The sequence below is a fragment of the Bradyrhizobium sp. AZCC 1610 genome, assembly GCF_036924515.1.
GTDB lineage: Bacteria > Pseudomonadota > Alphaproteobacteria > Rhizobiales > Xanthobacteraceae > Bradyrhizobium.
Map to the genome: position 1 here is coordinate 5,473,886 of NZ_JAZHRR010000001.1, position 21,272 is coordinate 5,495,157.

The window sequence follows — 21,272 nt, forward strand, 5'->3', positions numbered from 1 at the left end:
AAGCAATAGTTGGGCGACTTGACCTGAGTATTTCAGGTCCGGTTGCTCACGAGCGCTTGCGTTGCCGTGACGCTTTGGGCTGTTTTGGCGCCGGCCTCTTCTCCGCAACCCGGTGTGCCGCCGCCAGCGCTGCGCGCGCCCACACGATGAGTTCATCGGGTTCGTCGAACAACCGCTCCGGCACGCGCCAGAATGCGAGGTCTATGGTCTGGCCCTTCTTAGCGTAGTTGAGCGGCGGAAACGCCTCCGCTTCCCTGAACGCCTCCCGGTTCTCATCATCCACCCGGAAATAAAGCGTGTTCTCCGTCACCACCCCCAACATCACCCCGTCGCAGAACACGCCGGTCTTGCCGAACATGCCCCGCAGGGTGATACGCCCGAGCGGCGCGAGCTGCTCGCGCAGGAACTCGGCATAGGTTTCGCTGGCAACCATCCTCAATCCCGATGGAGTTTCATTCGCCGCCGCCGATGACGATCACGCCACCTCCTTGCAGCCGCCTGAGCAGCCGGCGATGTTCGCCGCATCCGGCAAGCCCAGGATGCGTCAACAGCACGGCGGGCGTTTTGCAAGGGACCCGGCAGACTGTCATGCAATAGATTTTCTACGTCAACTGCTCAATGAATTTCGCTTATTGTCGCCGTGTTGAAGATCGATGGCCGCTGGCAGATCGCGCAAAAGGTCTTCATGACTGAGCTGCGCGACTGATTCCTCCACTCCCTCTCCCCGCTCTTGCGAGGAGAGGGTCGGGGTGAGGGGCTCTATCCGCGAGTCCTGAACGACGTGAGACCTGTATCCCCTCACCCGGATTGCTCCGCAATCCGACCTCTTCCCGCAAGCGGGGCGAGGTTGAAGAGGCCCGCGCGTCGCAACATGGGAGGAACCGGCGATGAACGTACTCGACGAGTATATGGTCGATCCCCGCCTGTCGCTTTTGGACAAGACGCGGATCCAGGCCCAAGTGCTGGTCCCGATGCTGCGGGCGCTGCGCGCGGAACTGGGCCAGCAAAAGGCTGACGCGATAGCGAGGCAGGCCCTGCGCGACTGGTCGAAGCAATTGTTCGCCGCCATAGGCGAAAGTGTCGAAGGCAGCGCGCGGCGCAAATGGGCGGCGATGCAGACCGCGCTGATCGAAGTCACCGAACGAGAAGTGACGGTGGAGATGCAACGACACGACAAGGAGGCGCTGGAATTCGACGTCACGCACTGCCGCTTTGCGGAATTCTTTCGTGCGCTCGGTGAGCCCGAGCTCGGCGCGCTGCTGGTCTGCGCCACCGATTTCGATATCGTTGCAGCCGGTGGCAGCGAGGTCAGCCTCACGCGCGACCAGACCCTGATGCAGGGCGCGCCGAGCTGCACGTTCCGCTACAGGTTTGCGCCGCGAGCTTAAATACCTCGTGAAAAATGCTCTCAATTACGTATGATGTGGCGCAACAACCCCGGCTTAACCGGGTTCGCAAGGGAGTGCGCCGATGGCAACGACAGCGGAGCAAGCATCACCCTGGCTGAAGGGGCGATCATTCGCCGCCTTGAAGGAAGAGTTCGACCGCAGCGGTTACCTGATCTTCGAACGCGTTCTTCCGCCCGATCGCGTCGCTGAAATCCGCGCGGCGCTGGCGCCGCATCTGGCGCGCGATCTGTTCGGCCGCAACGATTTTGAAGGCACCAAAACCAACCGCGTGTATGCCCTGCTGGCGAAATCGCCTGTTTTCGCGGAGCTCGCGATCCATCCGCTCGCCATGGCCTTTGCCGAAGATGAACTCGGCGAGAGCTGCCTGTTGTCCGCCATGCTCGCGATCAATCTGCATCCCGGCGAGACCGTGCAGCCCTGGCACTTCGACGATAGCGGCGCCAGGATTCCGCGGCCCCGCCCTGCCCTCGGCATCTCTACGTTCTGGGCGATCGACGATACGACCGAACAAAATGGCGCCACCGAGATCATTCCAGGAAGCCATCTGTGGGATGGACAGTATATCGAAGGCGCGGTGCAGCCCGCGCATTTCATCAACGAGGCCGATCACGAAGAGGGCGACAGGCCGGACGCCGTCAAGCTGATCATGCCGTCGGGATCGCTGGCCATCACCAAGGGAACGCTGTGGCACCGCGGCGGCGCCAACCGGTCAGACCGGCCGCGCCTGATCGTCACGCCGCAATATTGCGTGGGCTGGGTGCGGCAACTCGAGAACATGGCGCTCGCCGTCCCCGCCGAAGTGGCGTGCCAATTGCCGGAGCGCGCCCGCGAGCTGATCGGTTATTCGATCCATCCGCCGTTCATGGGATATGTCGACGGTGTTCATCCCAGGCGCCTGCTGCGGGCGCATTGATCGGTGCAAGGCGCCGCCGCCTCTCCGCGCGCCTTATTCTGCCGCGGTCGCGGACCTCGCCGAAACCCGCGCGTCCGCCTCGAACACGATGCCCTCATAGCCCTTCGCGGCGACGTCGGTGATAGCGGCGACGTATTTCGGCGTGCCGCCATTATAGACGAGGTAGCGGGTCTTGCCGTGTTCGTGGCCGGGGACGTTGGAATTGTAGCCGGTGAACCATGACTTGGCTTTGCGCATCAGCATGATGGCGTACATCTTCGTCACATGCGCGGTCCAGCGCGCCTGCGCTTCGGCGGTTGGCTCCGCCCGCGTGTAGCCGCGGCGCCAGATGTACTCGAGCAGGCCCATGCACCAGCCGACGCCGTTCTCGATGCCGCGCGGAAAATTCGTCGAGGCCGAACCGCTCTGCGGCCCGGTCGGCATCAACAGGTTCGGAAAACCGTGCGCCATCATGCCGAGAAAGGTCGAGGGGCCGTCGCGCCACTGGTCGGCCAGCTTCATTCCGCCAACGCCGGTGATGTCGATCGCATCGAATGAGCCGGTGATGGCATCGAAGCCGGTGGAATAGACGATGATATCGAGATCGTAGTCGCGCGCGCTGGTGCGCAGGCCGGTCTCGGTCACCCGCTCGATCGGCGTCTCGCTGATGTCGACGAGATGCACATTGTCGCGGTTATAGGCCTCGTAGTAATTGGTCTCCAGCGGCACCCGCTGCACGCCAAAGCCATGATCCCTAGGGATCAGCTTCTCCGCCGTCACCGGGTCCTTGACGCGCCGGCGGATGCGGTCGGCGACGTAGGCGGAAAACTCGGCGTTGGCCGCCTCATCGGTAAAGATCTCGCGAAAGTTGCTCAGCCAGATTCCGAAGCCGGGCTCGTCGTAGAGCTTGTCCCACAGCGCGATCCGTTCCTCAGCCGTGACCTCGTAGAAGCCGCGCCGGTCCGGCTCATGCTCGAAGCCGCCGGGCGTGCGCCTGCAGGCGGCAAAAATATCGTCGTAGCGCGCGCGAATGTCGGCCATGTCCGCTTCAGAAATCGGGCTGTTGTTGAGCGGCGCGCTCCAGTTCGGACGGCGCTGAAACACCGTGAGTTCGCCGACCTTGTCGGCGATCTCGCCGATCACCTGGATGGCGGTCGCACCGGTGCCGATGATGCCGACCTTCTTGCCGGCCAGTTCGACCGGTTCGTGCGGCCAATAGAGCGTGTGGAACGAGCGGCCCTTGAACGACTCGATGCCTTCCAGCCGCGGCAGCGTCGGCCTCGACAGCAACCCGATCGCGAGAATGACGAATCGGCAGGTCAGCTCAAAGCCGTCGTCGAGCCTGAGCCGCCACAGATGACCGGCCTCGTCGAAAGCCGCCGCCTCCACCTTGCGGTTGAACCGCATGTATTTGCGCAAGCCGAACTTGTCCGCGACGTAGTTCAGATAGCGCAGGTTCTCCGGCTGCGCCGAGAAGCGTTCCTTCCAGTGCCACTCGTTGAGAAGCTCCTTGGAGAAAGAATAGCCGTAGGTATAGCTCTCGGAATCAAAACGCGCGCCCGGGTACCGGTTCCAGTACCATGTTCCGCCGAGATCGGGGGCGGCATCCAGCACAAGGGCATCCACCCCGAGATCGGCCAGCCGCTTGATCTGGTAGATGCCTGACACGCCCGCGCCAACGACGACGACCTCGTAGTGCGACTTGATGCCGTCGGTCATGCGCGGCCTCCCCGTTGTTGTTTCTTGGACGACATTGGCGCGGGCGGGTCGACTATACCGAATTATTCCCGCCATGCACTTGCGTCAGGATGCCGGGTTGGCTGTGGAAACGGGCGCTCAAACATTGTTTGAAAGCGGCCACGTCGACGCGTCCGCGGGTTGACCGCATCACATATCCGGCGTGGCGCCGATCTCGGCGTGGAGCTGCGCGACGTAGGGATCCTCGATCCCCAACGCCTCGAGTTGCGTCGCCAATTGCACGAGGTATTCCCTGTTGGTGCCGAGGATGCCCTTCCCGCTTGCGATCATCGCTGCGGTCTCGGCAAGCGGCAGTTCGCCGACATAGCTCGGATGCGAAGGGTTCGAGACGAAGGCAAGCGCCTCGATCGGCCCCTGCGGCGTGAGCATCGGCACCACCGCCGGCGCATAGCCGCCGCGCAGCATCTCGCGGCGCCACAGGATCGCGGTCTCAGTATGGACGGAGGAGGCGGCGATGCGGAACGCCAGCCCGCGGCAACATCCTTCCTGCGGCTCCAGCGAAAGCATCAGCGCCGGATGATCACGCGAGCCCCGGCCGAGATTGATCTTCAGCGTGAAGCGGCGCTGATAGCCCTCGACGTCGGCGAGCCGGACCTCAGTGAAATGAAATCCGGGGTCCCACATCAGCGAGCCGTAGGAGTAGATCCAGAGGTCGCGGCCGACCTTGTGATCGCCGAGCACCGCAAGCCGTGACGCCTCGATCACCTCATCCGACAGCCGCCAGCCCGCCGGCCATCCCGCGGCCCGCGCACGCTGCTCCCACATCGAAAACATCTCCGGTGTCAGGCGCAGCAGCGATTTTTCGGGATGCGTTACCCGGGTCCGAAGCTCGGGCAAATGAATGAATGCGTCCGCGGTCAAGCCGGCATGCCCCTTTGGTGATGCGACAATCCTCCGCAATGTGCCATTGTCGGCCGTCCGGCGCCAACCTTGAAGACGAGCAGATGTGCTCGCCTTGCATGTTATTCTGTCATGGCTCGCCCAGGTTTTTTAGGGTGTAATGAAGCTCACCCCGACCACGCCCGCCACCCGCAAACTTCCACCCGATATCGAAGGCCATCCGATGCACGACCAGTTCTCCAACACACAAGCGATCCGCAAACCCGCGGTCACCTCCAAGGGCGGTATCGTCGCGGCACAATCCAGCAAGGCTGCACAAGTCGGCGCCGAGGTGCTGGCCGCGGGCGGCGACTGCGTCGACGCTGTCATCGCGACGACGTTTGCGCTGGGCGTGCTGGAGCCCTGGATGAGCGGGCTCGGCGGCGGTGGCGCGATGGTGCTCTACCGGGCGCGCGACGACCGCTATGAGGTGATCGACTACGGCATGCGCGCGCCGGCAAGCCTCAACCCTGCGGATTATCCGCTGACCGGCGGCGGCGCGGCATCGGATATTTTTCCCTGGCCGCGCGTCAAGAACGACCGCAACCTTCACGGTCCTGGCTCGATTGCCGTGCCCGGCGTGGTGGCCGGCATGGAGGAAGCGCATCGCCGCCACGCCAAATTGCCGTGGAAGGAATTGCTGGCGCCGAGCGTCAAACTCGCCGGCGAAGGCCTCTTGGTCGACTGGTGGACCACGCTGATGATTTCGAGTGTGGCTGCGGATCTGCGGCGTTACCCCGCGAGCGCCGCCGCTTATCTGCTGGATGGCCTGCCGCCGAATCCGCAATGGGGCATCAGGTCCAAAGTCCGCATGCCGCAGGACCAGCTCAAGGCCACGATGGCGCAGCTCGCCAGCGCCGGCCCGCGCGATTTTTACGAGGGCGATCTGGCGAACAGCCTCGCTGCCGACATCCAGGCCGCCGGCGGCGCGCTGTCGGTTGCGGACCTCAAGCCGTTCCGCGCGCATCTGCGTGAGCCGCTGGCAATTCCCTATCGCGGCGGCAAGGTGTTCGCGACGCCAGAACTCACCGCAGGTCCAACGCTTTCGCGCACGCTTGGTCTGCTGCAGGAGAATCTCAAGCCGGCGCGCGGCGGACCGGATGCGGCAGCCTACGTCGCCTATGCCTCGGCGCTGCAGTCGGCGTATCGCGAGCGGCTGAAGGACATGGGCGATGAAGACGGCAGGCGCGCGCTCGGCGCGGAAGCGCTGGCGCCGGCCTGCACCACGCATTTCTCGGCGGTCGACCGCGACGGTAACATGGCCGCGGTGACGCAGACCCTGCTGTCCACGTTCGGCTCCAAGTTCGTCTCGGGCCAGACCGGCATCACCATGAACAACGGCATCATGTGGTTCGACCCGACGCCGGGCACGCCGAACTCGCTGGCGCCGGGCAAGCGCTGCCTGACCAATTACACGCCGGTGCTGGCGCAGGCGAACGATGGCCGCCGCGCTGCAATTGGCGCTTCCGGCGGGCGGCGCATCCTGCCGGCGGTGAGCCAGCTGCTGTCGTTCGTGATGGATTACGAGATGGACCTCGACGCCGCGATCCATCAGCCGCGCATCGACGCGAGTGAAGGCGCCGTTGTGATCGGCGACAAGCGCTTGCCCCAAGCCGCGCGCGAGGCGTTGAGCTCACGTTTCGACTATGAAGAAGCGCGCATCCAGACCCTGCCGATGAAATTCGCTTGCCCCAGCATCGTGCTGCGCGACGGCGACACCAACAGCGGCGCCACCGAGGTATTCCAACCGTGGAGCGAGGCGGTCGCGGAGGCGTGAGGCCCAAAACACGCAGATTCGCGCTAACGCGGCCCCCTCTTTAATTGGACGAACAGCATGCTATATTTGCTGACATGACAACCAAGGTTCTTCAGGACGCGTTGCGCCGTGTCGAGGCTTGGCCTGAGGCAGCTCAGGTCGAACTCGCAGAGATCGCGTTGGAGATTGAAGCGGGCCTGGCCACGGGCACGTATCACGCAACACCGAAGGAACTTGAGGGAATCGACAGGGGCTTGAAAGCAGCGGACGAAGGCCGCTTCGCTACCGACGACCAGGTCAAACAGGTTTTTCAGAAACTCCGCCCTGCATGAGAGTGGTGTATACCACCGAGGCACTTGCTGACCTCGATGGCATCTTCGATTACATTGTCAACCATTACCCCGCTATTTCGGATGCGTTCCAAAATCGGCTTCACGCGGTCATTGCGCGCGTCGCCCGATGGCCAGAGAGCGCACAAGAAGTTTCCGAGCGGCCGGGAGTTCGTGTGGCACCGCTGATCCGATATCCATACAAAGTCTTCTATCGGGTATCGGGTGACACGGTAGAAATTCTCCACGTTCACCACGCCGCTCGCGAGTAGAGGCGGCGAGATCAGAAGGTTGTCCGCCGGCTCGTAGACATGCGGATAATGATCCGACTTGATCGCGAGCGAGCTGTTCTAGCCGTGCGTCCAGGTGGCACCATTATCCAGACCCTGCCGATGAAATTCGCTTGCCCCAGCATCGTGCTGCGCGACGGCGACACCAACAGCGGCGCCACCGAGCCCTTCCACGCCTGGAGCGAGGCGGTCGCGGAAGGCTGAATCGAGCAGCACCACGTCGCACGAAACACAAAGAAAGTGCGGCAGTGATGCCGCACTTTCTCTTGCTCAACGTCAGCGCGTCCGCTTGCCTACCGAGGCTGCGGCTCGATCGTCACCATGCAATCGGCGCCGCTCTGACCTGACACCACGATCTGTCCGTCCCCCGCACCCAGCGCAATCGGCGCGGTCGAGGCGCCACCGGGGACACGGACCGTGACGCTGATGGCTTCCTGCTGTGCCGTCGAACCGACGGTCTGCGGCGTCAGTTCGGTGACATTGCCGGCGGTGTCGCGCCGCATGATGCGGCACGGCGAGGCACCACCGGCGGCGGCCGTCGAGCTGGTGTATCCGGCTCCGGCTGTACCGCTCGTGCTGCCAGTGCTGCTCTCGCCGCCGGCGGCACGAATACGGGAGGCGTCACGCGGGACCTGGCTGACGATCCGCTTGGTGCGCGGCTCGACGATGACGATGTCGTCATCGGTCGTGAAGTACTCGTAATCACGGTACTCAGGTTCGATCGCGACGATCTCCCGAGGCAGCCGATGGAACCGCACATGGCGCGGCACGGGTTCGCCGATCCGGATCGCGATGTTGAGGTTGCGCTGCGGCGGCGCCAGACGTTCGCGGGTCAGGGTCTGGGAAATCCGTACCTGCTTTTCGGTCGAGATATTCGACTGCTGGCCGGCCTGCGTCTGGCCGGTCTGGCTCTGCGTGGTCTGGCCAGAAGGCGGTGTGCGCGTGGTATCCGTCGCGGTAGATGGCCGGCCCGCATCCTTATCCCGCTCCGCAGCATCCTTCGAGCTGTCGCGCTGATCGCGGCCCTGCTCCTTCTGCGTCGTGGTCGTGCCCTCGCGCTCCTTCTGAGCGGACGGGGTTCCATCCTTCGACTTTTCCTGCTCCGCCGTGGACTTGCCGCGCGCTTTATCGCGATCCATCTCGGCGCTGCCCTTGCCGCTGTCCTTGGCGTCCTTGCCCTCACGGGCTGTTTGTGCGTCGCGGCCGCCCTGGCGGGAATCCTGTGCGCGCTCACGGGATTTTGCATCCTCGCCGCGTCCGCGCTTGTCATCGCTTGCGGTTGCCGGACGCTCGCTCGATGGCGCGGCCTTGCCACGTTCCTCGGTCTGTCGGGAACCGGCTCCCCTTTCTTCGCGGCCGGCCGCCCCTTGGGTCCTTTGTTCCGCGCCTCGCCCACGCTCCTGCGCCCGCTCCGCACCGCGTTCCTGCGATGCAGCACCACCCTTGCCGGTATCGCTTGGGCGCATCTGTTTCTGCTCTTCGCCTCTTGCTCCCGGCGCCTGGCCGTAGGAAACAGCCGGGGCCAGCATCAGGCAGATAATTCCAGTCGATAATAATAGCTGCTTGCGCATGTTGACCTCCTACATATCGGCGTTACGCAAGCGAACGTGCACCGGTGATGGATGTTCCCCACCCCGACCGACTGTGATGTCGCTATTTCGGGCGACGAAACGCTAGATCCCGAGGCGGTCCCGCACCCGCCCCGCCACGACGGCGGCGGTGACGCCGAGCGGCCAGAACGCATGCAGCACCATCGGCTTGATGCCGGTGATGGGCATGTCGATCTCGGCATTCTTCCCGCCGACGAGACGCCGCGCGAGCTGCCCGCCCATCGCGGTCGACAGTGCTACACCGCGGCCGTTGCAGCCGAGCGCGATCAAAAGATTCTCCGCCGGCTCATGCACATGCGGATAATGATCCGGCGTGATCGCGAGCCTGCTGTTCCAGCCGTGCGTCCAGCTCGCGCCCTTCATCTGCGGCCACAGCCGCTCCGCATAGCGGATGAGATAGGCGACGTCGGACGGCTTGCTGATCCAGCGCATCGGGCCGCGGCCGCCCATCAGTAGACGGTTATGCTGATCGATGCGGTAATAGACGGTGATGTGGCTGCTCTCGTACAGCACCGAGCGCGTCGGCATGATCGTGCGCGCGATCTCCTCGGGCAACGGCGCGGTGGCGGCGATCGAGGAGAACACCGGCACGATGGTGCGGCGCAGGCCCGGCCACAGATCGTCCGTAAAGCCATTGGTCGCCAGCAGCACTTTTTCGGCGCGCACGGTTCCGCGCGGCGTCTCGATCCGCCAATGCGCGCCGTCGCGGGACAGGGAGAGCGCGGGCGTCTCGCCATGGACGGCAGCGCCGGCCGCGATCGCGGCGCGCGCCAACCCGCGTGCGTAGCTCAGCGGATGCAGGTCGCCACCGCGATTGTCGAGCATGGCGCAGAGATAGCGGTCGGTGCCGGTCATCTCCCGCATCTGTTCGCGGTTCAGCAGCGTCACCGGCATGCCGCGTCGGATGCACTGCTTCGCCGTGTTTTCGATCGCCGCCGCGCTTGCTTCATTATATGCCGCGCGCAGCGTGCCGTTCTGCCGCGCCTCGCACGGAATCTGGTAGCGCCGGATCAGGTCGAACGTGTAGTTCGTGGTGCCATAGGCGAAGGCGATCATGCGGCCGCCGAGGTCGGCGCCAAAATCGGCTTCGATCTTATCAGGGTCGTGCTTGAGGCCCGGATTGACCTGGCCGCCATTGTTGCCCGATGCGCCCCAGCCCGGCTGTTGCGCCTCCAGCACGGTCACGTCAACGCCCTGCTCGGCCAGATGCAGCGCGGTAGACAGTCCCGTAAAGCCGCCGCCGATGATCGCGACCGAAACTTTTCTGTCCGCATCGAGTGGCGGCGCCGGTGTCGGCGCCACGGCCGTATCGGCATAGAGGCTTGGCGGCAACGGCAGCGAGGCAGGCGCATTCATGGACAACGACCGAAGTTTAGAGCGGATGCAGCACGCGCCGCAAAAAGTCCTGCGTGCGCGCATGCTGCGGCTGGTTGAGGACGGCTTTCGCCGGCCCCTGCTCGACGATCACGCCACCGTCGATGAACAGCACACGATCGGCGACGTCCTTCGCAAAGGCCATTTCATGGGTGACGACGACCATGGTCATGCCGTCATCGGCGAGCTTGCGCATGACGGAAAGCACATCGCCGACCAGTTCGGGATCGAGCGCCGAGGTCGGCTCGTCGAACAAGATAGCCTTCGGCTGCATGGCGAGCGCACGTGCTATCGCAACGCGCTGCTGCTGTCCGCCGGACAGTTGCGGCGGATGGACATCGGCCTTCTCCGCCAGCCCCACCCGCGCCAGCAGGTCGCGGCCGCGCTCCAGCGCCTCGGCGCGCGGCTCCTGCTTCACATAGAGTGGCCCCTCGATGACGTTCTCGAGCGCGGTCCGGTGCGGGAACAGGTTGAAGCGCTGGAACACCATCGAGACCTGCGTCCGGATCGAAACGATCGAGGGCGCGTTGCGATCGACGCGCGCCCCCTCGACGCTGATATCGCCGCTGTCATAGCTTTCGAGCCCGTTGATACAGCGCAGGATGGTGGATTTGCCCGAGCCCGATGGGCCGACGATGCAGACCACCTCGCCTTTCTCGACCGACGCCGTGATGCCCTTCAGCACCTCGACCTTGCCAAAACTCTTGTGAACGTTGGAAAGCTCGATCATTTCTGGCCCGCCCGTTTTTCGAAGTGACGGACCAGCAGGATGAGCGGGATGCTCATGGTGAGATACATCAGCGCGACCAGCGTGAACACGCTGGTGTTCTTGAACGTCGACGACGCGATCAGCTTGCCTTGAAGGGCGAGTTCGGCGACCGTGATGGTCGAGGCCTGCGACGAATCCTTCAGCATCATGATCATGACGTTGCCGTAGGGCGGCAGCACGATTTTCACCGCCTGCGGCAGCACCACGCGGCGCATGGTCTGCCACCAGCCCATGCCGATCGCCTGCGCCGCCTCGATCTGCCCCTTGTCGATGGCCTCGATGCCGGCGCGGAAATTCTCGGCCTGATAGGCCGAATAGGCGATGCCGAGCCCGAGAACCGCGGCCTGCAGCGCCGTCAGCGTGACGCCGAGTTCCGGCATCACGAAGTAGAGGTAGAACAGCAGCACGATGATCGGAATGCCGCGGATTACGTTGATCAACCCGGCGCTGAACCCCGTGAGGACGCCGATGCCGGATACCCGCATCAAGGCCCAGATCAGGCCGAGCACGGTTGACAGCAACAGCGAACCGATCGTGACGATGATCGTCAGCGCCACGCCGCTCATCAGGATCGGCAGGAACTCGACCGTATCGCGCCAGAACGCCTGCATCAGGCACCCTGTGCCTTCAGGCCCCATTTATCGAGAATTTTTTCGACGGTGCCGTTCGCCTTCAGCTTCGCCAGCGAAGCATTGATCTTGGCGAGCAGTTCGGTATCGCCCTTGCGCACGCCGATGCCGACCGAGCCGATAGTGGTGGGCTTGTAGCTCTCGACGATGCGCGCCTCGGGGAAGCCGCCCTGCTTCAAATTGTAGGCAAGGATCGGATAATCGGCGAAGCCGGCCTTGAGACGCCCGGCATTCACGTCACGCAAAATGTCCGGAATGGTGTCGTAGGCCTTGACCTCGCTGAACAGGCCCGACTTCTTCAGCGCGTCGACGAAAGCCGTCCCGACCTGCGCGCCGACCACCTCGCCCTTCAGATCATCCTGCTTGGTGTACGTCTTGCTGTCGCTCTTCGGCACCAGCAGCCCCTCGCCGTAGCTGTAGAACGGTTCGGAGAAATCGATCACTTCCTTCCGCGTCGGCGTAACGAACATCGCCGCCGAGATGACGTCGATCTTGTTCGACGTCAGCGAGGCGATCAGCGTCGAGAACTGCATCGGCTCGATCTGGACCTGGAAGCCGGCGTCCTTGCCGATCTCGGTGATGAGATCGACCATGATACCCTGAATGCTGTTGGTCTTGGTGTCGAGGAAGGTGAAGGGCACGCCGGTCGGCGTCGAGCCCACTTTCAGCACCTTTTGCGCGGATGCCGGCATCGCGGCGGTGAGAACTACGGCCGCCATCGCAGCCTGAACGAGACGTTTGAGAGCCATGGCACCACCTCCTGGATCGAACACCGCCGCCCGCGTTAGACCAAAGAGTTGCGGGAAACGCCGTTCCGGCCTATTTTCACCATTATGAAATTGTGGTCACACTTGCCGCGGCATTGCAAGCGATTTTCATGCACATGAAGGAAGCAGGCTGACGTGAGCGGTGGCAAGAGAATTAAGAAGCCGGCGCCCAAAGCCAAGGCAAGGGCCACGGGAAAGGTGGCACGCAAGCCGAAGGCGAAGGCCGTCGCAAGGCCGGCCGAGCCCGCGATGGATCTCGCCGTCGGCCGGCGCATTCGCGAGCTGCGCCGGGAACACAAGCTGTCGCTGGAGACGATTGCAGCGCGCACCGATCTGTCGATCGGCTTCCTCAGCCAGATCGAGCGCGGGCTGTCGTCGCCTTCGCTTCGCGTGCTCGCGACGCTGGCGGACGTGCTCGGCGTCGGCATCGCCGCGCTGTTCGGCTCCCGGCCAAGCGATGATCCCGCTTCCGGCGGCGTGGTGACGCGCCAGTTGCACCGCGCCGAACTGAAACTGTGGCGCACCGGCATTTCCAAACAATTGCTGAGCCCGGCGGGAACGGAAAACCGCCTGAATCTGTTTCTCGTGCACATGGAGCCCGGCGGCAACACCGGCGACGAACTCTACACCCATGACGGCGAAGAGGCTGGCCTGGTGCTGGAAGGCGAGATGACGCTCACGGTGGATGCCGAGACCTGGTCGCTCAAGACGGGCGACAGTTTTCGCTTCGCCAGCCGCCGCCCGCACCGCTTCTCAAATCCCGCGGAAGATGCGAAAGCAGTGGTGCTGTGGGTGAACTGCGTGACGGCGGCGTCATGAACGACGGTGTGGGACAAGAAATGGATCAAGCCCGAGAGGATTGGAGCCCGCACAGCGCGCATTGGGGCGCCTTCTCGGCCCGATGGAACGGCGCGACGCTGGATATCAAGCCTTACGCGGAGGATCCAGCGCCCTCCCCGATGTTGCAAAACTTCACCACGGCGATGCGTCACAAGGCGCGTATCCTGCGGCCGATGGTGCGCAAGGCATGGCTGGACCGGCGCGCACCCGGCGCGCGCAGCTTCGACCAGAAATTCGTCGCGTGCCCCTGGGACGAAGTGCTCGATCTTCTTGCCGGCGAATTGTCGCGGATCCGAACCGAGCATGGCGCGGCCGCGGTCTACGGCGGCTCCTATGGCTGGTCCAGCGCCGGACGTTTCCACCACGCGCAGAGCCAGGTTCATCGCTTCCTGAACACAGCGTTTGGCGGCTATGTGCGTTCGGTGAACAGCTACAGCGCCGGCGCTTCGGCCGTGATCCTGCCGCATGTCCTCGGAGGCTACGAAAGCATCTCGCGCCACAACGTGACCTGGGATCAGGTCGCCGAACATACCGATACGGTGCTGGCCTTCGGCGGCATGGCGCTGAAGAACTCGGACGTCGCAAGCGGCGGCATCAGCCGGCACATCGAGCGCGACGCGATGGAGAAGGCCGCGCGCCGCGGCGCCGTCTTCTACGGCATCGCGCCCTTGCGCGACGACATGCCGGAAGCGGCCGGCGCCCGCTGGCTGCCGATCAGGGTCGGCACCGACGTGGCTCTGATGCTGGCGCTCGCGCACACGCTCCTCGTCGAAAATCTGTGTGACAGCGCCTTTGTCGCGCGCTATTGCACCGGCTTCGAAATCTTCGAACGCTACCTGCTCGGCCGCGACGACAATACGACAAAGGACGCGGCATGGGCCGCCGAGATCACCGGCATTCCCGCTGCCACGATCGTCGACCTCGCCCGCCGACTGCCGCGCGGGCGCACCTTGATCACGGTCTCGCACTCATTGCAGCGGGCGCAATATGGCGAGCAGCCGGTGTGGATGGGCGCGGTGCTCGCGGCCATGCTTGGCCAGATCGGTCTGCCCGGCGGCGGATACAATTACGCGCTTGGTGCGCTCGGCCACACCGGCCGCCGGCTCAATGCCGTTCCGATTCCGACGCTATCGCAAGGCAAGAACGGCACCGCCGACTTCATCCCGGTCGCACGCGTCGCCGACATGCTCCTCCGTCCAGGCGAGACGTTCGAATACAACGGCCGGTCGATGCGGTATCCCGACATCAAGCTGGTCTATTGGGCGGGCGGCAACCCCTTCCACCATCATCAGGACATCAATCGGCTGCGGCGGGCCTTCAATGTCCCGCAAACCATCGTCGTGCACGAAAGCGCCTGGACGCCGATGGCGAAGTTCGCCGACATCGTGCTGCCGGCGACGATGACGCTGGAGCGCGACGATATCGGCGCCGCGGGCACCGATCCCAGGCTGATCGCGATGCGCAAGGCCATGGACCCGGTCGGCGAAGCGCGCGACGATTTCGATATTTTTGCCGCGCTGTCGCGGCGATTGGGCGTCGAACAGGCCTTCACGGAAGGACGCGACGTCAGGCAATGGCTGGCCCATCTTTACGAGCCGACGCGGCGGGCGCTTGCCGATACCGGTTGGGATGCACCTGACTTCGATGAGTTCTGGCGGCGCGGCGAACTCGCGCTGCCGTCAGCCCCCGATGACGGTGGCTTTCTGCGCGCCTTCCGCAACGATCCCCTCAACAACAAACTGCCGACACCAAGCGGCAAGATCGAGATCTATTCGAAGACCATCGCAAGCTTCGGTTACGACGATTGCCCGCCCCACCCTGCATGGCTGCCGTCGACCGAACCGCCGGATTCGCGCCATCCGTTGACGCTGATCGCGAACCAGCCGTCGACCCGGCTGCACAGCCAGCTCGACTTCGGTGCCTACAGCCAATCCAAGAAAATTGCCGGCCGCGAAGCCGTCCGCCTCAACCCCGTTGATGCTGATCGCCGCGGCATCGCCAATGCCGACATCGTCCGCCTGTTCAATGACCGGGGCGCGTGCCTGGCCGCCGCCGCTGTTTCGGACGATGTCATGCCCGGCGTGCTGCAATTGTCCACCGGCGCCTGGTACGATCCGGCGCCCGGCGCGGCGGAGCATCCGCTCTGCGTCCATGGCAATCCGAACGTGCTCACCCGCGACATCGGCACATCGCGGCTGGCACAAGGCTGCTGCGGTCAGGTGACGGTGGTCGAGTGCGAGAAGTATAAGGGAGCGCTGCCGCCCATCCGCGCCTTTGATCCTCCCGATCAGGATTGATGCAGAGGCAACGACGACACCCCGCATACCGGCTGTCCCACGTACCGGGGGAACATCGTGAAAGAATTTAGACATACCCGAATGAAATCGAAAATCCGAACTTAGGATTGTCGATTCAGACGCCGTCAATCCCTGCGGCCTAAGCTTCCCTGAGTTCGTATGGGTACATCAGGAGCCGAGCATGCCGAACCGAGGGAAACACGGAAAAGCACGAGCCGCTGCCGCCGAGGCCCGAGAAGATATCATGAGCTCGGCTGCCTTAAGCGCCATGAGCGCGGGGGCTGTAAATGCCATGGCGGCAGTAGGCGCCGCCGTCATCAAGCTGCACAAGGAGTTGATGGACAAAAAGCCGGAATGGTTCTGGCACCTGTTCGCGAAGTGCGAGGCCAAGGCCGCACGTCTCGCCGCGCAGGCCGCGCGCACGCCTCGCTCCAATGGTGATGCCACTTTCATTGAGGTCTACGCCAGGACCTTGCCGGAGCTGGTGAAGAAGGCGCTAAGCGCCCGCGAGCAGGCGCTGCACTGAGTGAAACTCAGCGCGTCTCGCGCCTCTGGCCAAGAGTGGTCGACTTGCAGTGGGTCGAACGGCGATTCCAGCGGTCGCCATGACGAATGCGGACGCCATCTGGCCGTCACCCGAACCGGTGATCGTACCGGCTCACGCTGAGTTCGCTTACGTCGATGTCCGGCTTCCGCCCCGACATCATGTCCGCCAGCACTCTCCCCGAGCCGCAGGCCATGGTCCAGCCGAGCGTGCCGTGGCCGGTGTTGAGATGAAGATTGCTGTAGCGCGTAGTGCCAATGACCGGCGGCCCGTCCGGCGTCATCGGGCGCAGGCCGCTCCAGAACGTGGCCTTGCCGAGGTCGCCGCCGCACGGAAACATGTCGGTCAGGGAGTGATCCAGCGTCGCGCGCCGCGCCGCATCGAGCCGGTCCGAATAGCCTGAGATTTCCGCGGTGCCGCCGACGCGGATGCGATTCCCCAGCCGCGTGATCGCGACCTTGTAGCTCTCGTCCATCACGGTGGAAACCGGCGCGCCATCGGGATCGATGATGGGGACCGTGATCGAATAGCCCTTTACGGGATAGACCGGAATTGAAACGCCGATCGGCTTGAGCAGTCGCGGCGACCAGCTTCCCAGCGCCGCGACATAGGTATCGGCCTGCAACAGCCCCGCGCTGGTCACGACACCGGTGATCTTGTCGCCATCCGCGACCAGGCGCTCAATGATCGTGTTGAATTTGAACTGCACGCCGAGCTTTGCTGCTTCCTTGGCGAGCGCCTGCGTGAACATGTGGCAATCGCCGGTCTCGTCCTGCGGCAACCGCAGTCCGCCGACGAACTTGTCCTTCACGCCGGCGAGTGCCGGCTCGGCGCCAATGCAGCCGGTGCGATCGAGCACTTCGTAGGGCACGCCATATTGCTTGAGCACCGCGATATCGTCGCCGATGCCGTCAAGCTGCTTCTGCTTACGAAACAGCTGCAGCGTGCCTTGACTGCGCTCGTCATACTTGATGCCGGTCTCGGCGCGCAGTGCGCGCAAGGAATCGCGGCTGTATTCGGCGATCGGGATCATCCGGCTCTTGTTGATGGCGTAGCGCTCTGCCGTGCAGTTGCGCAGCATCTTCAGCCCCCAGATCCACATGACAGGATCGAGCTTCGGCCAGATCACCAGCGGGCCGTGGCGCATCAACAGCCATTTGATCGCCTTGACCGGAACGCCGGGGCCGGCCCAGGGCGAGGAGTAGCCGGGCGAGACTTCGCCGGCATTGGCGAAAGAGGTTTCCTGCGCGGGCTCGGCCTGACGGTCGACGACAATAACTTCATGGCCGGCGCGCGCAAGATAATAGGCTGTCGTGACGCCGATGACGCCACTGCCGAGAACGATGACTTTCACGATCCCTCACGCATCCGCCGCGGCACCGTCGCCGCGGCTTCTGTCTTTCCTTGAGAGCAAGGATCAGGCCACACGCTTGATCGCGTCGCCCAGGATCGAAACCATGTCGTCGATATGGCTTTTCTCGACGATCAGGGGCGGCGACATCGCGAAGGAATCGCCGCTCATGCGGAAATAAAGCCCGCGATTGAAGCAATCGACCATCACGTCATAGCCGCGTGCGCCGACGCCGTCGCTGCGCGGCGACAGCTCGACCGCACCCATCAGGCCGACATTGCGGATGTCGATGACGTTCGGCAGACCTTTGAGCGAATGCAGCGCATCGCGCCAGTATTCGGCAAGAGAAGCGCCGCGGGTCAGCAGCCCCTCGTCCTTGTAGATGTCGAGCGTCGCAAGGCCCGCGGCACAGGCGACCGGATGCGCCGAATACGTGTAGCCGTGGAACAACTCGATCGTGCCCTCGGGGCCGTTCATCAGCCCGTCATGGATCTTGCGGCTGGCGAACACTGCGCCGCAGGGAACGGTGCCGTTGGTAATGCCCTTGGCGGTCGTCATCATATCAGGCGTGACGCCGAAATAATCCGCCGCGAACGGCGCGCCGAGGCGGCCGAAGCCGGTGATGACCTCGTCGAAGATCAGGAGGATGCCGTGCTTGTCGCAGATTTCGCGCAGGCGCTTCAGATAACCCTTGGGCGGCGGCAGCACCGCGGTCGAGCCCGGCACCGGCTCGACAATGACGGCGGCGATGGTGTCGGCACCATGCAGCGCCACCATCCGCTCGAGATCGTCGGCGAGTTCAGCGCCGTGCTCCGGCTGATCCTTCGCAAAAGCGTTGCGCGCGAGATCATGGGTGTGACGGATGTGGTCGACACCAGGCAGATGGGTCGCAAAGGCGCGGCGGTTCGCCACCATGCCGCCGACGGACATGCCGCCGAAGCCGACGCCGTGATAGCCGCGCTCGCGGCCGATCAGACGCGTCCGCGTCCCCTGGCCGATGGCGCGCTGATAGGCAAGCGCGATCTTGAGCGCAGTGTCGACCGATTCCGAACCCGAATTGGTGAAGAAGATGCGATCGAGACCTTTGGGCGCGATCTCGGCGAGCCGCTCGGCGAAATCGAACGCCAGCGGATGGCCCATATTGAACGACGGCGCGAAGTCGAGATTCATCAACTGCCGTTCGACAGCTGTTGCGATCTGGCGGCGGCCATGGCCGGCATTGACGCACCAGAGGCCGGCTGAAGCGTCGATCACCTTGCGGCCGTCGACCGTCGTGTAATGCATGCCCTCGGCGGAAGCGAACAGGCGGGGCGCTTTCTTGAACTGCCGGTTGGCCGTGAACGGCATCCAGAACGAATCGGTTTGCAAGGTGTTCGGCTTCTGATGAAGGGTCACGGCGTAGCTCCTGTGCTGGCAGCTCAAGGTACCACCGGGCCACGCTCGGGAAGGCACAACAAGTCCTTTTCTTCACTTCTGCAACCCATTGATTTTGCTAGCCCGGCCAGGGCATATTTGTTCGATCCGAAACACTTGCAACAGGGATTTTCGATGAGCGTCGATATCGGTGGGCGACTCCGCTTCGTTCGCGCCCGTCACAAGCTGTCGCAGCGCGAACTGGCGAAGCGCTCCGGGGTGACCAATTCGACGATTTCGCTGATCGAATCGAACCAGATGAACCCCTCCGTCGGCGCGCTCAAGCGCATCCTCGACGGCCTGCCGATGGGGCTCGCCGAATTCTTCGCGATCGAGCCGGAGCGCCCGCGCAAGGCGTTCTACCGCTCCGACGAACTGACCGAGATCGGCAAGCAGCCGATTTCCTATCGCCAGGTCGGCGACACCATGTTCGGCCGCAGCCTGCAAATTCTCAAGGAACGCTACGAGCCGGGCAGCGACACCGGCCGAGTGCCACTGACCCATGACGGCGAGGAAGGCGGCATCGTGGTGAGCGGCCGGCTCGAGGTAACCGTCGACGACGAGCGCCGTATCCTCGACCCCGGCGACGCCTATTATTTCGAAAGCCGCCGCCCACATCGTTTTCGCTGCGTCGGGGGCAAAGCCTGCGAAGTGATCTCGGCCTGCACGCCGCCGACGTTCTGATGGAGCAAGGCGGAAGCGATCCTGTTCCTCCATTCAACGTTCGCGCGTGAGGAACATCTAAGCCTGCGGTTAACCTTGTCGGCAAACGGGTCGGTTTGTTACGTGTGCCGCCGCCAAGTTGCCTCATTAGATCGGAGAATTTCACCTGCACTAAAATATAAGCCGGAGGAGCATCATGCTGAGGATGGTGTTGTTGGGCCTCCTGATCCCATTGGGTGTAGGCGTGCTAGCGGCAATGGAACTCAGAACTCCAGTGCGTAGCGCAGCAGTGGTCGTCCAGCCCCTCGCCGAGACAACCGTAGGCATTTCCGATTCACATGTTGCGCTGGCGAAGGCTGATCGACTTGAAATTGCCGCTGCGAGCAGCGAGACGCCGGCGCAGCCTGCTCTAGTCGACGAAAGCATTTCTCCGCCGGAAGACATCAGTATCGGTTCTTCGGAGCCCCCGAGGGTGATCAACCGTCATCGGCTCGACCCAAAATCAAAGCACGATCCAAAACCAAAGAAGGTCACTACCGCCGCCCCTCCTAAGTCGAAGCCAAAGAAAATCGCTATCAAGCGAATTACCGTTTCCGAGCGGCGAAAGGCCGCCCGCGACACCGAGCCCTGTCGGCTAAGCGCGTTTGGTGGCTTGCGCAAGGCTTTGAATTCAGCCGACTGCGAAATCTGATTCATTGGAACGGCTTCGGTGCCTCCAACCTGATGTTGTCTCCAGAGCTTCGGGAAAATCGGATATCGCTCGTCATGAGTACATGCCCTATAGATGGGAGGACTAAATCTTCAGGAGAGTAATAGCGTGCGCAAGGTCTGGATCGAGGCAGCGTTGAACGGCTCGTGGGGCCGCGCGCTCCAACCCGGCATTCCCGATACCGTCGAGACCATCATCGCCGAGGGCGTCGCCTGCGCGCGTGCCGGCGCCACCATCGTTCACGTCCATGCCTATGATGGCGGCGGCCCGCAGACCTACGACTGGCAGGTCTATGCCCGCATCATCGAAGGCATTCGCAACCAGGTCGATGTGCCGGTCTATCCCTCCTATCCGGCTTTCATAACCACAGGCATCGACAGCAGCCCGCTCGCCGACGTCGCGGCCCGATTTGCCGACATCGAAGAACTTGCCGCGCGCGGCCTGTTGGATTTTGCCGTCATCGATCCCGGCAGCGTCAATTTGAGCCTGACAAAAATCACGGCGGCCACGCAGCCTGGCAGCACCTACATGAATCCTGAATCCCAGATCCGGTATGCGCTCGATCTCGCAGCACGCCACGGCCTGCATACCGATTTTGCCATCTACGAGCCCGGCTTCCTGCGTGCCGGCGCAGCGCTCGCGCGCGCAGCCGGCGTCAAGGTGCCGATCTATCGTCTCATGTTCTGCAATCTGGTCGCGGTCGGCTTTCCGCCAAAGCCATATGCACTCGCGGCCTATCTGGCGTTACTCGAGGAGGAAGCACCCGGCGCGCCCTGGATGATTGCGGGCGTGAGCGCCGATCTTCGCCCGCTGTTCACTGATACGATCGCATGCGGCGGCCATATCCGCGTTGGCCTCGAAGATGCCCCGCTGGGGACGCAGGCGACCAATCTGGAGCTGGTCGAAGAAGCCGTGCGCCTGGTGCGCGATCACGGCGCCGAACCGGCAACCCCTGCTGAAATGCGGCAGGCACTGGCCGCATCCGCCTGAGCA

General features: G+C 63.6%; 22 protein-coding genes. 12 read left to right on the plus strand and 10 right to left on the minus strand.

Features of this window, described 5'->3' with window-relative positions; genetic code table 11:
- Nucleotides 1-46 precede the first annotated feature (46 nt).
- Entirely contained in the window at nt 47-433 is a 387-nt protein-coding gene (locus tag V1279_RS26965) for a TfoX/Sxy family protein (RefSeq protein ID WP_334442145.1), read from the minus strand.
- 454 nt (nt 434-887) lie between these two features.
- On the opposite strand from V1279_RS26965, the gene V1279_RS26970 reads away from it, so the two are divergent.
- Together V1279_RS26970 and V1279_RS26975 are read left to right on the plus strand one after the other, a co-directional pair.
- The gene (locus V1279_RS26970) at nt 888-1,388 is read left to right on the plus strand and encodes an L-2-amino-thiazoline-4-carboxylic acid hydrolase (protein ID WP_334442147.1); all 501 of its coding nucleotides are present in this window, start codon (nt 888-890) and stop codon (nt 1,386-1,388) included.
- Between the two features lie 82 nt (nt 1,389-1,470).
- Nucleotides 1,471-2,322, plus strand: coding sequence for a phytanoyl-CoA dioxygenase family protein (locus tag V1279_RS26975; RefSeq protein WP_334442149.1), 852 nt, complete (start codon nt 1,471-1,473; stop codon nt 2,320-2,322).
- A gap of 33 nt (nt 2,323-2,355) precedes the next feature.
- Here the strand turns inward: V1279_RS26975 and V1279_RS26980 are convergent, their stop codons facing one another.
- Nucleotides 2,356-4,020, minus strand: coding sequence for a flavin-containing monooxygenase (locus V1279_RS26980; protein WP_334442152.1), 1,665 nt, complete (start codon nt 4,018-4,020; stop codon nt 2,356-2,358).
- Nucleotides 4,021-4,188: 168 nt separating this feature from the next.
- On the minus strand, nt 4,189-4,920 hold the full coding sequence (locus tag V1279_RS26985; RefSeq protein ID WP_334442154.1) for a gamma-glutamylcyclotransferase: 732 nt from the start codon (nt 4,918-4,920) through the stop codon (nt 4,189-4,191).
- 202 nt (nt 4,921-5,122) lie between these two features.
- Between V1279_RS26985 and V1279_RS26990 the strand changes: the two genes are divergently transcribed.
- The 4 genes from V1279_RS26990 (at nt 5,123) to V1279_RS27000 (ending at nt 7,517) form a co-directional block, all read left to right on the plus strand.
- Nucleotides 5,123-6,715: a gamma-glutamyltransferase family protein gene (locus V1279_RS26990; RefSeq protein WP_334446588.1), complete on the plus strand. Its 1,593-nt coding sequence runs from the start codon at nt 5,123-5,125 to the stop codon at nt 6,713-6,715.
- 74 nt (nt 6,716-6,789) lie between these two features.
- Nucleotides 6,790-7,026: a hypothetical protein gene (locus V1279_RS26995; RefSeq protein ID WP_334442155.1), complete on the plus strand. Its 237-nt coding sequence runs from the start codon at nt 6,790-6,792 to the stop codon at nt 7,024-7,026.
- The gene (locus V1279_RS37995) at nt 7,023-7,295 is read left to right on the plus strand and encodes a type II toxin-antitoxin system RelE/ParE family toxin (RefSeq protein WP_442894823.1); all 273 of its coding nucleotides are present in this window, start codon (nt 7,023-7,025) and stop codon (nt 7,293-7,295) included. Before V1279_RS26995 ends, V1279_RS37995 begins: the two co-directional genes overlap by 4 nt.
- Before the next feature lie 48 nt (nt 7,296-7,343).
- Nucleotides 7,344-7,517 carry a hypothetical protein gene (locus V1279_RS27000; RefSeq protein ID WP_334442158.1) on the plus strand — a complete coding sequence of 58 codons (174 nt, stop codon included), beginning with the start codon at nt 7,344-7,346 and terminating at the stop codon, nt 7,515-7,517.
- A gap of 89 nt (nt 7,518-7,606) precedes the next feature.
- Here the strand turns inward: V1279_RS27000 and V1279_RS27005 are convergent, their stop codons facing one another.
- From V1279_RS27005 to V1279_RS27025, 5 genes are all read right to left on the minus strand, one after another.
- A complete protein-coding gene (locus tag V1279_RS27005; RefSeq protein ID WP_334442160.1) occupies nt 7,607-8,884 on the minus strand; it encodes a DUF1236 domain-containing protein in 1,278 nt (425 codons plus the stop codon).
- Nucleotides 8,885-8,986: 102 nt separating this feature from the next.
- On the minus strand, nt 8,987-10,279 hold the full coding sequence (locus tag V1279_RS27010) for an NAD(P)/FAD-dependent oxidoreductase (RefSeq protein ID WP_334442162.1): 1,293 nt from the start codon (nt 10,277-10,279) through the stop codon (nt 8,987-8,989).
- Nucleotides 10,280-10,295: 16 nt separating this feature from the next.
- On the minus strand, nt 10,296-11,027 hold the full coding sequence (locus V1279_RS27015; protein ID WP_334442164.1) for an amino acid ABC transporter ATP-binding protein: 732 nt from the start codon (nt 11,025-11,027) through the stop codon (nt 10,296-10,298).
- The gene (locus tag V1279_RS27020; RefSeq protein ID WP_334442166.1) at nt 11,024-11,677 is read right to left on the minus strand and encodes an amino acid ABC transporter permease; all 654 of its coding nucleotides are present in this window, start codon (nt 11,675-11,677) and stop codon (nt 11,024-11,026) included. The genes V1279_RS27015 and V1279_RS27020 overlap by 4 nt, the downstream gene beginning before the upstream one ends.
- Complete coding sequence (locus V1279_RS27025) at nt 11,677-12,444, minus strand: ABC transporter substrate-binding protein (RefSeq protein WP_334442169.1); 768 nt, start codon at nt 12,442-12,444, stop codon at nt 11,677-11,679. The genes V1279_RS27020 and V1279_RS27025 overlap by 1 nt, the downstream gene beginning before the upstream one ends.
- 153 nt (nt 12,445-12,597) lie before the next feature.
- Between V1279_RS27025 and V1279_RS27030 the strand changes: the two genes are divergently transcribed.
- The 3 genes from V1279_RS27030 to V1279_RS27040 all read left to right on the plus strand — a co-directional run bounded on the left by V1279_RS27030 (nt 12,598) and on the right by V1279_RS27040 (nt 16,125).
- Nucleotides 12,598-13,281 carry a cupin domain-containing protein gene (locus V1279_RS27030; RefSeq protein ID WP_334442170.1) on the plus strand — a complete coding sequence of 228 codons (684 nt, stop codon included), beginning with the start codon at nt 12,598-12,600 and terminating at the stop codon, nt 13,279-13,281.
- Nucleotides 13,278-15,599 carry a molybdopterin guanine dinucleotide-containing S/N-oxide reductase gene (locus tag V1279_RS27035; protein WP_334446590.1) on the plus strand — a complete coding sequence of 774 codons (2,322 nt, stop codon included), beginning with the start codon at nt 13,278-13,280 and terminating at the stop codon, nt 15,597-15,599. The genes V1279_RS27030 and V1279_RS27035 overlap by 4 nt, the downstream gene beginning before the upstream one ends.
- A gap of 244 nt (nt 15,600-15,843) precedes the next feature.
- A complete protein-coding gene (locus V1279_RS27040) occupies nt 15,844-16,125 on the plus strand; it encodes a hypothetical protein (protein WP_334442173.1) in 282 nt (93 codons plus the stop codon).
- 106 nt (nt 16,126-16,231) lie between these two features.
- On the opposite strand, the gene V1279_RS27045 is transcribed toward V1279_RS27040, so the two are convergent.
- Both V1279_RS27045 and V1279_RS27050 read right to left on the minus strand, forming a co-directional pair.
- Nucleotides 16,232-17,497: a D-amino acid dehydrogenase gene (locus tag V1279_RS27045; RefSeq protein WP_334442175.1), complete on the minus strand. Its 1,266-nt coding sequence runs from the start codon at nt 17,495-17,497 to the stop codon at nt 16,232-16,234.
- Between the two features lie 63 nt (nt 17,498-17,560).
- Nucleotides 17,561-18,889, minus strand: coding sequence for an aspartate aminotransferase family protein (locus V1279_RS27050; protein WP_334442177.1), 1,329 nt, complete (start codon nt 18,887-18,889; stop codon nt 17,561-17,563).
- 153 nt (nt 18,890-19,042) lie between these two features.
- Here V1279_RS27050 and V1279_RS27055 point away from each other — a divergent pair, with 153 nt between their 5' ends.
- From V1279_RS27055 to V1279_RS27065, 3 genes are all read left to right on the plus strand, one after another.
- The gene (locus V1279_RS27055; RefSeq protein WP_334355980.1) at nt 19,043-19,591 is read left to right on the plus strand and encodes a cupin domain-containing protein; all 549 of its coding nucleotides are present in this window, start codon (nt 19,043-19,045) and stop codon (nt 19,589-19,591) included.
- Between the two features lie 175 nt (nt 19,592-19,766).
- A complete protein-coding gene (locus tag V1279_RS27060) occupies nt 19,767-20,261 on the plus strand; it encodes a hypothetical protein (protein WP_334442179.1) in 495 nt (164 codons plus the stop codon).
- A 126-nt stretch (nt 20,262-20,387) separates the two neighbouring features.
- A complete protein-coding gene (locus V1279_RS27065; RefSeq protein WP_334442182.1) occupies nt 20,388-21,269 on the plus strand; it encodes a 3-keto-5-aminohexanoate cleavage protein in 882 nt (293 codons plus the stop codon).
- The last annotated feature ends 3 nt before the right edge of the window (nt 21,270-21,272 follow it).

Excerpts from the sequence above, each read along its gene's own strand:
- V1279_RS27055 (WP_334355980.1), top strand. The coding sequence starts at position 19,043 with ATGAGCGTCGATATCGGTGGGCGACTCCGCTTCGTTCGCGCCCGTCAC.
- V1279_RS26975 (WP_334442149.1), top strand. The coding sequence starts at position 1,471 with ATGGCAACGACAGCGGAGCAAGCATCACCCTGGCTGAAGGGGCGATCA.
- V1279_RS26970 (WP_334442147.1), top strand. The coding sequence starts at position 888 with ATGAACGTACTCGACGAGTATATGGTCGATCCCCGCCTGTCGCTTTTG.
- V1279_RS26995 (WP_334442155.1), top strand. The coding sequence starts at position 6,790 with ATGACAACCAAGGTTCTTCAGGACGCGTTGCGCCGTGTCGAGGCTTGG.
- V1279_RS27060 (WP_334442179.1), top strand. The coding sequence starts at position 19,767 with ATGCTGAGGATGGTGTTGTTGGGCCTCCTGATCCCATTGGGTGTAGGC.
- V1279_RS37995 (WP_442894823.1), top strand. The coding sequence starts at position 7,023 with ATGAGAGTGGTGTATACCACCGAGGCACTTGCTGACCTCGATGGCATC.
- V1279_RS26980 (WP_334442152.1), bottom strand. The coding sequence starts at position 4,020 with ATGACCGACGGCATCAAGTCGCACTACGAGGTCGTCGTCGTTGGCGCG.
- V1279_RS27005 (WP_334442160.1), bottom strand. The coding sequence starts at position 8,884 with ATGCGCAAGCAGCTATTATTATCGACTGGAATTATCTGCCTGATGCTG.
- V1279_RS26965 (WP_334442145.1), bottom strand. The coding sequence starts at position 433 with ATGGTTGCCAGCGAAACCTATGCCGAGTTCCTGCGCGAGCAGCTCGCG.
- V1279_RS27020 (WP_334442166.1), bottom strand. The coding sequence starts at position 11,677 with ATGCAGGCGTTCTGGCGCGATACGGTCGAGTTCCTGCCGATCCTGATG.
- V1279_RS27025 (WP_334442169.1), bottom strand. The coding sequence starts at position 12,444 with ATGGCTCTCAAACGTCTCGTTCAGGCTGCGATGGCGGCCGTAGTTCTC.
- V1279_RS26990 (WP_334446588.1), top strand. The coding sequence starts at position 5,123 with ATGCACGACCAGTTCTCCAACACACAAGCGATCCGCAAACCCGCGGTC.
- V1279_RS27040 (WP_334442173.1), top strand. The coding sequence starts at position 15,844 with ATGAGCTCGGCTGCCTTAAGCGCCATGAGCGCGGGGGCTGTAAATGCC.
- V1279_RS27000 (WP_334442158.1), top strand. The coding sequence starts at position 7,344 with ATGATCCGACTTGATCGCGAGCGAGCTGTTCTAGCCGTGCGTCCAGGT.
- V1279_RS27015 (WP_334442164.1), bottom strand. The coding sequence starts at position 11,027 with ATGATCGAGCTTTCCAACGTTCACAAGAGTTTTGGCAAGGTCGAGGTG.
- V1279_RS27010 (WP_334442162.1), bottom strand. The coding sequence starts at position 10,279 with ATGAATGCGCCTGCCTCGCTGCCGTTGCCGCCAAGCCTCTATGCCGAT.
- V1279_RS27035 (WP_334446590.1), top strand. The coding sequence starts at position 13,278 with ATGAACGACGGTGTGGGACAAGAAATGGATCAAGCCCGAGAGGATTGG.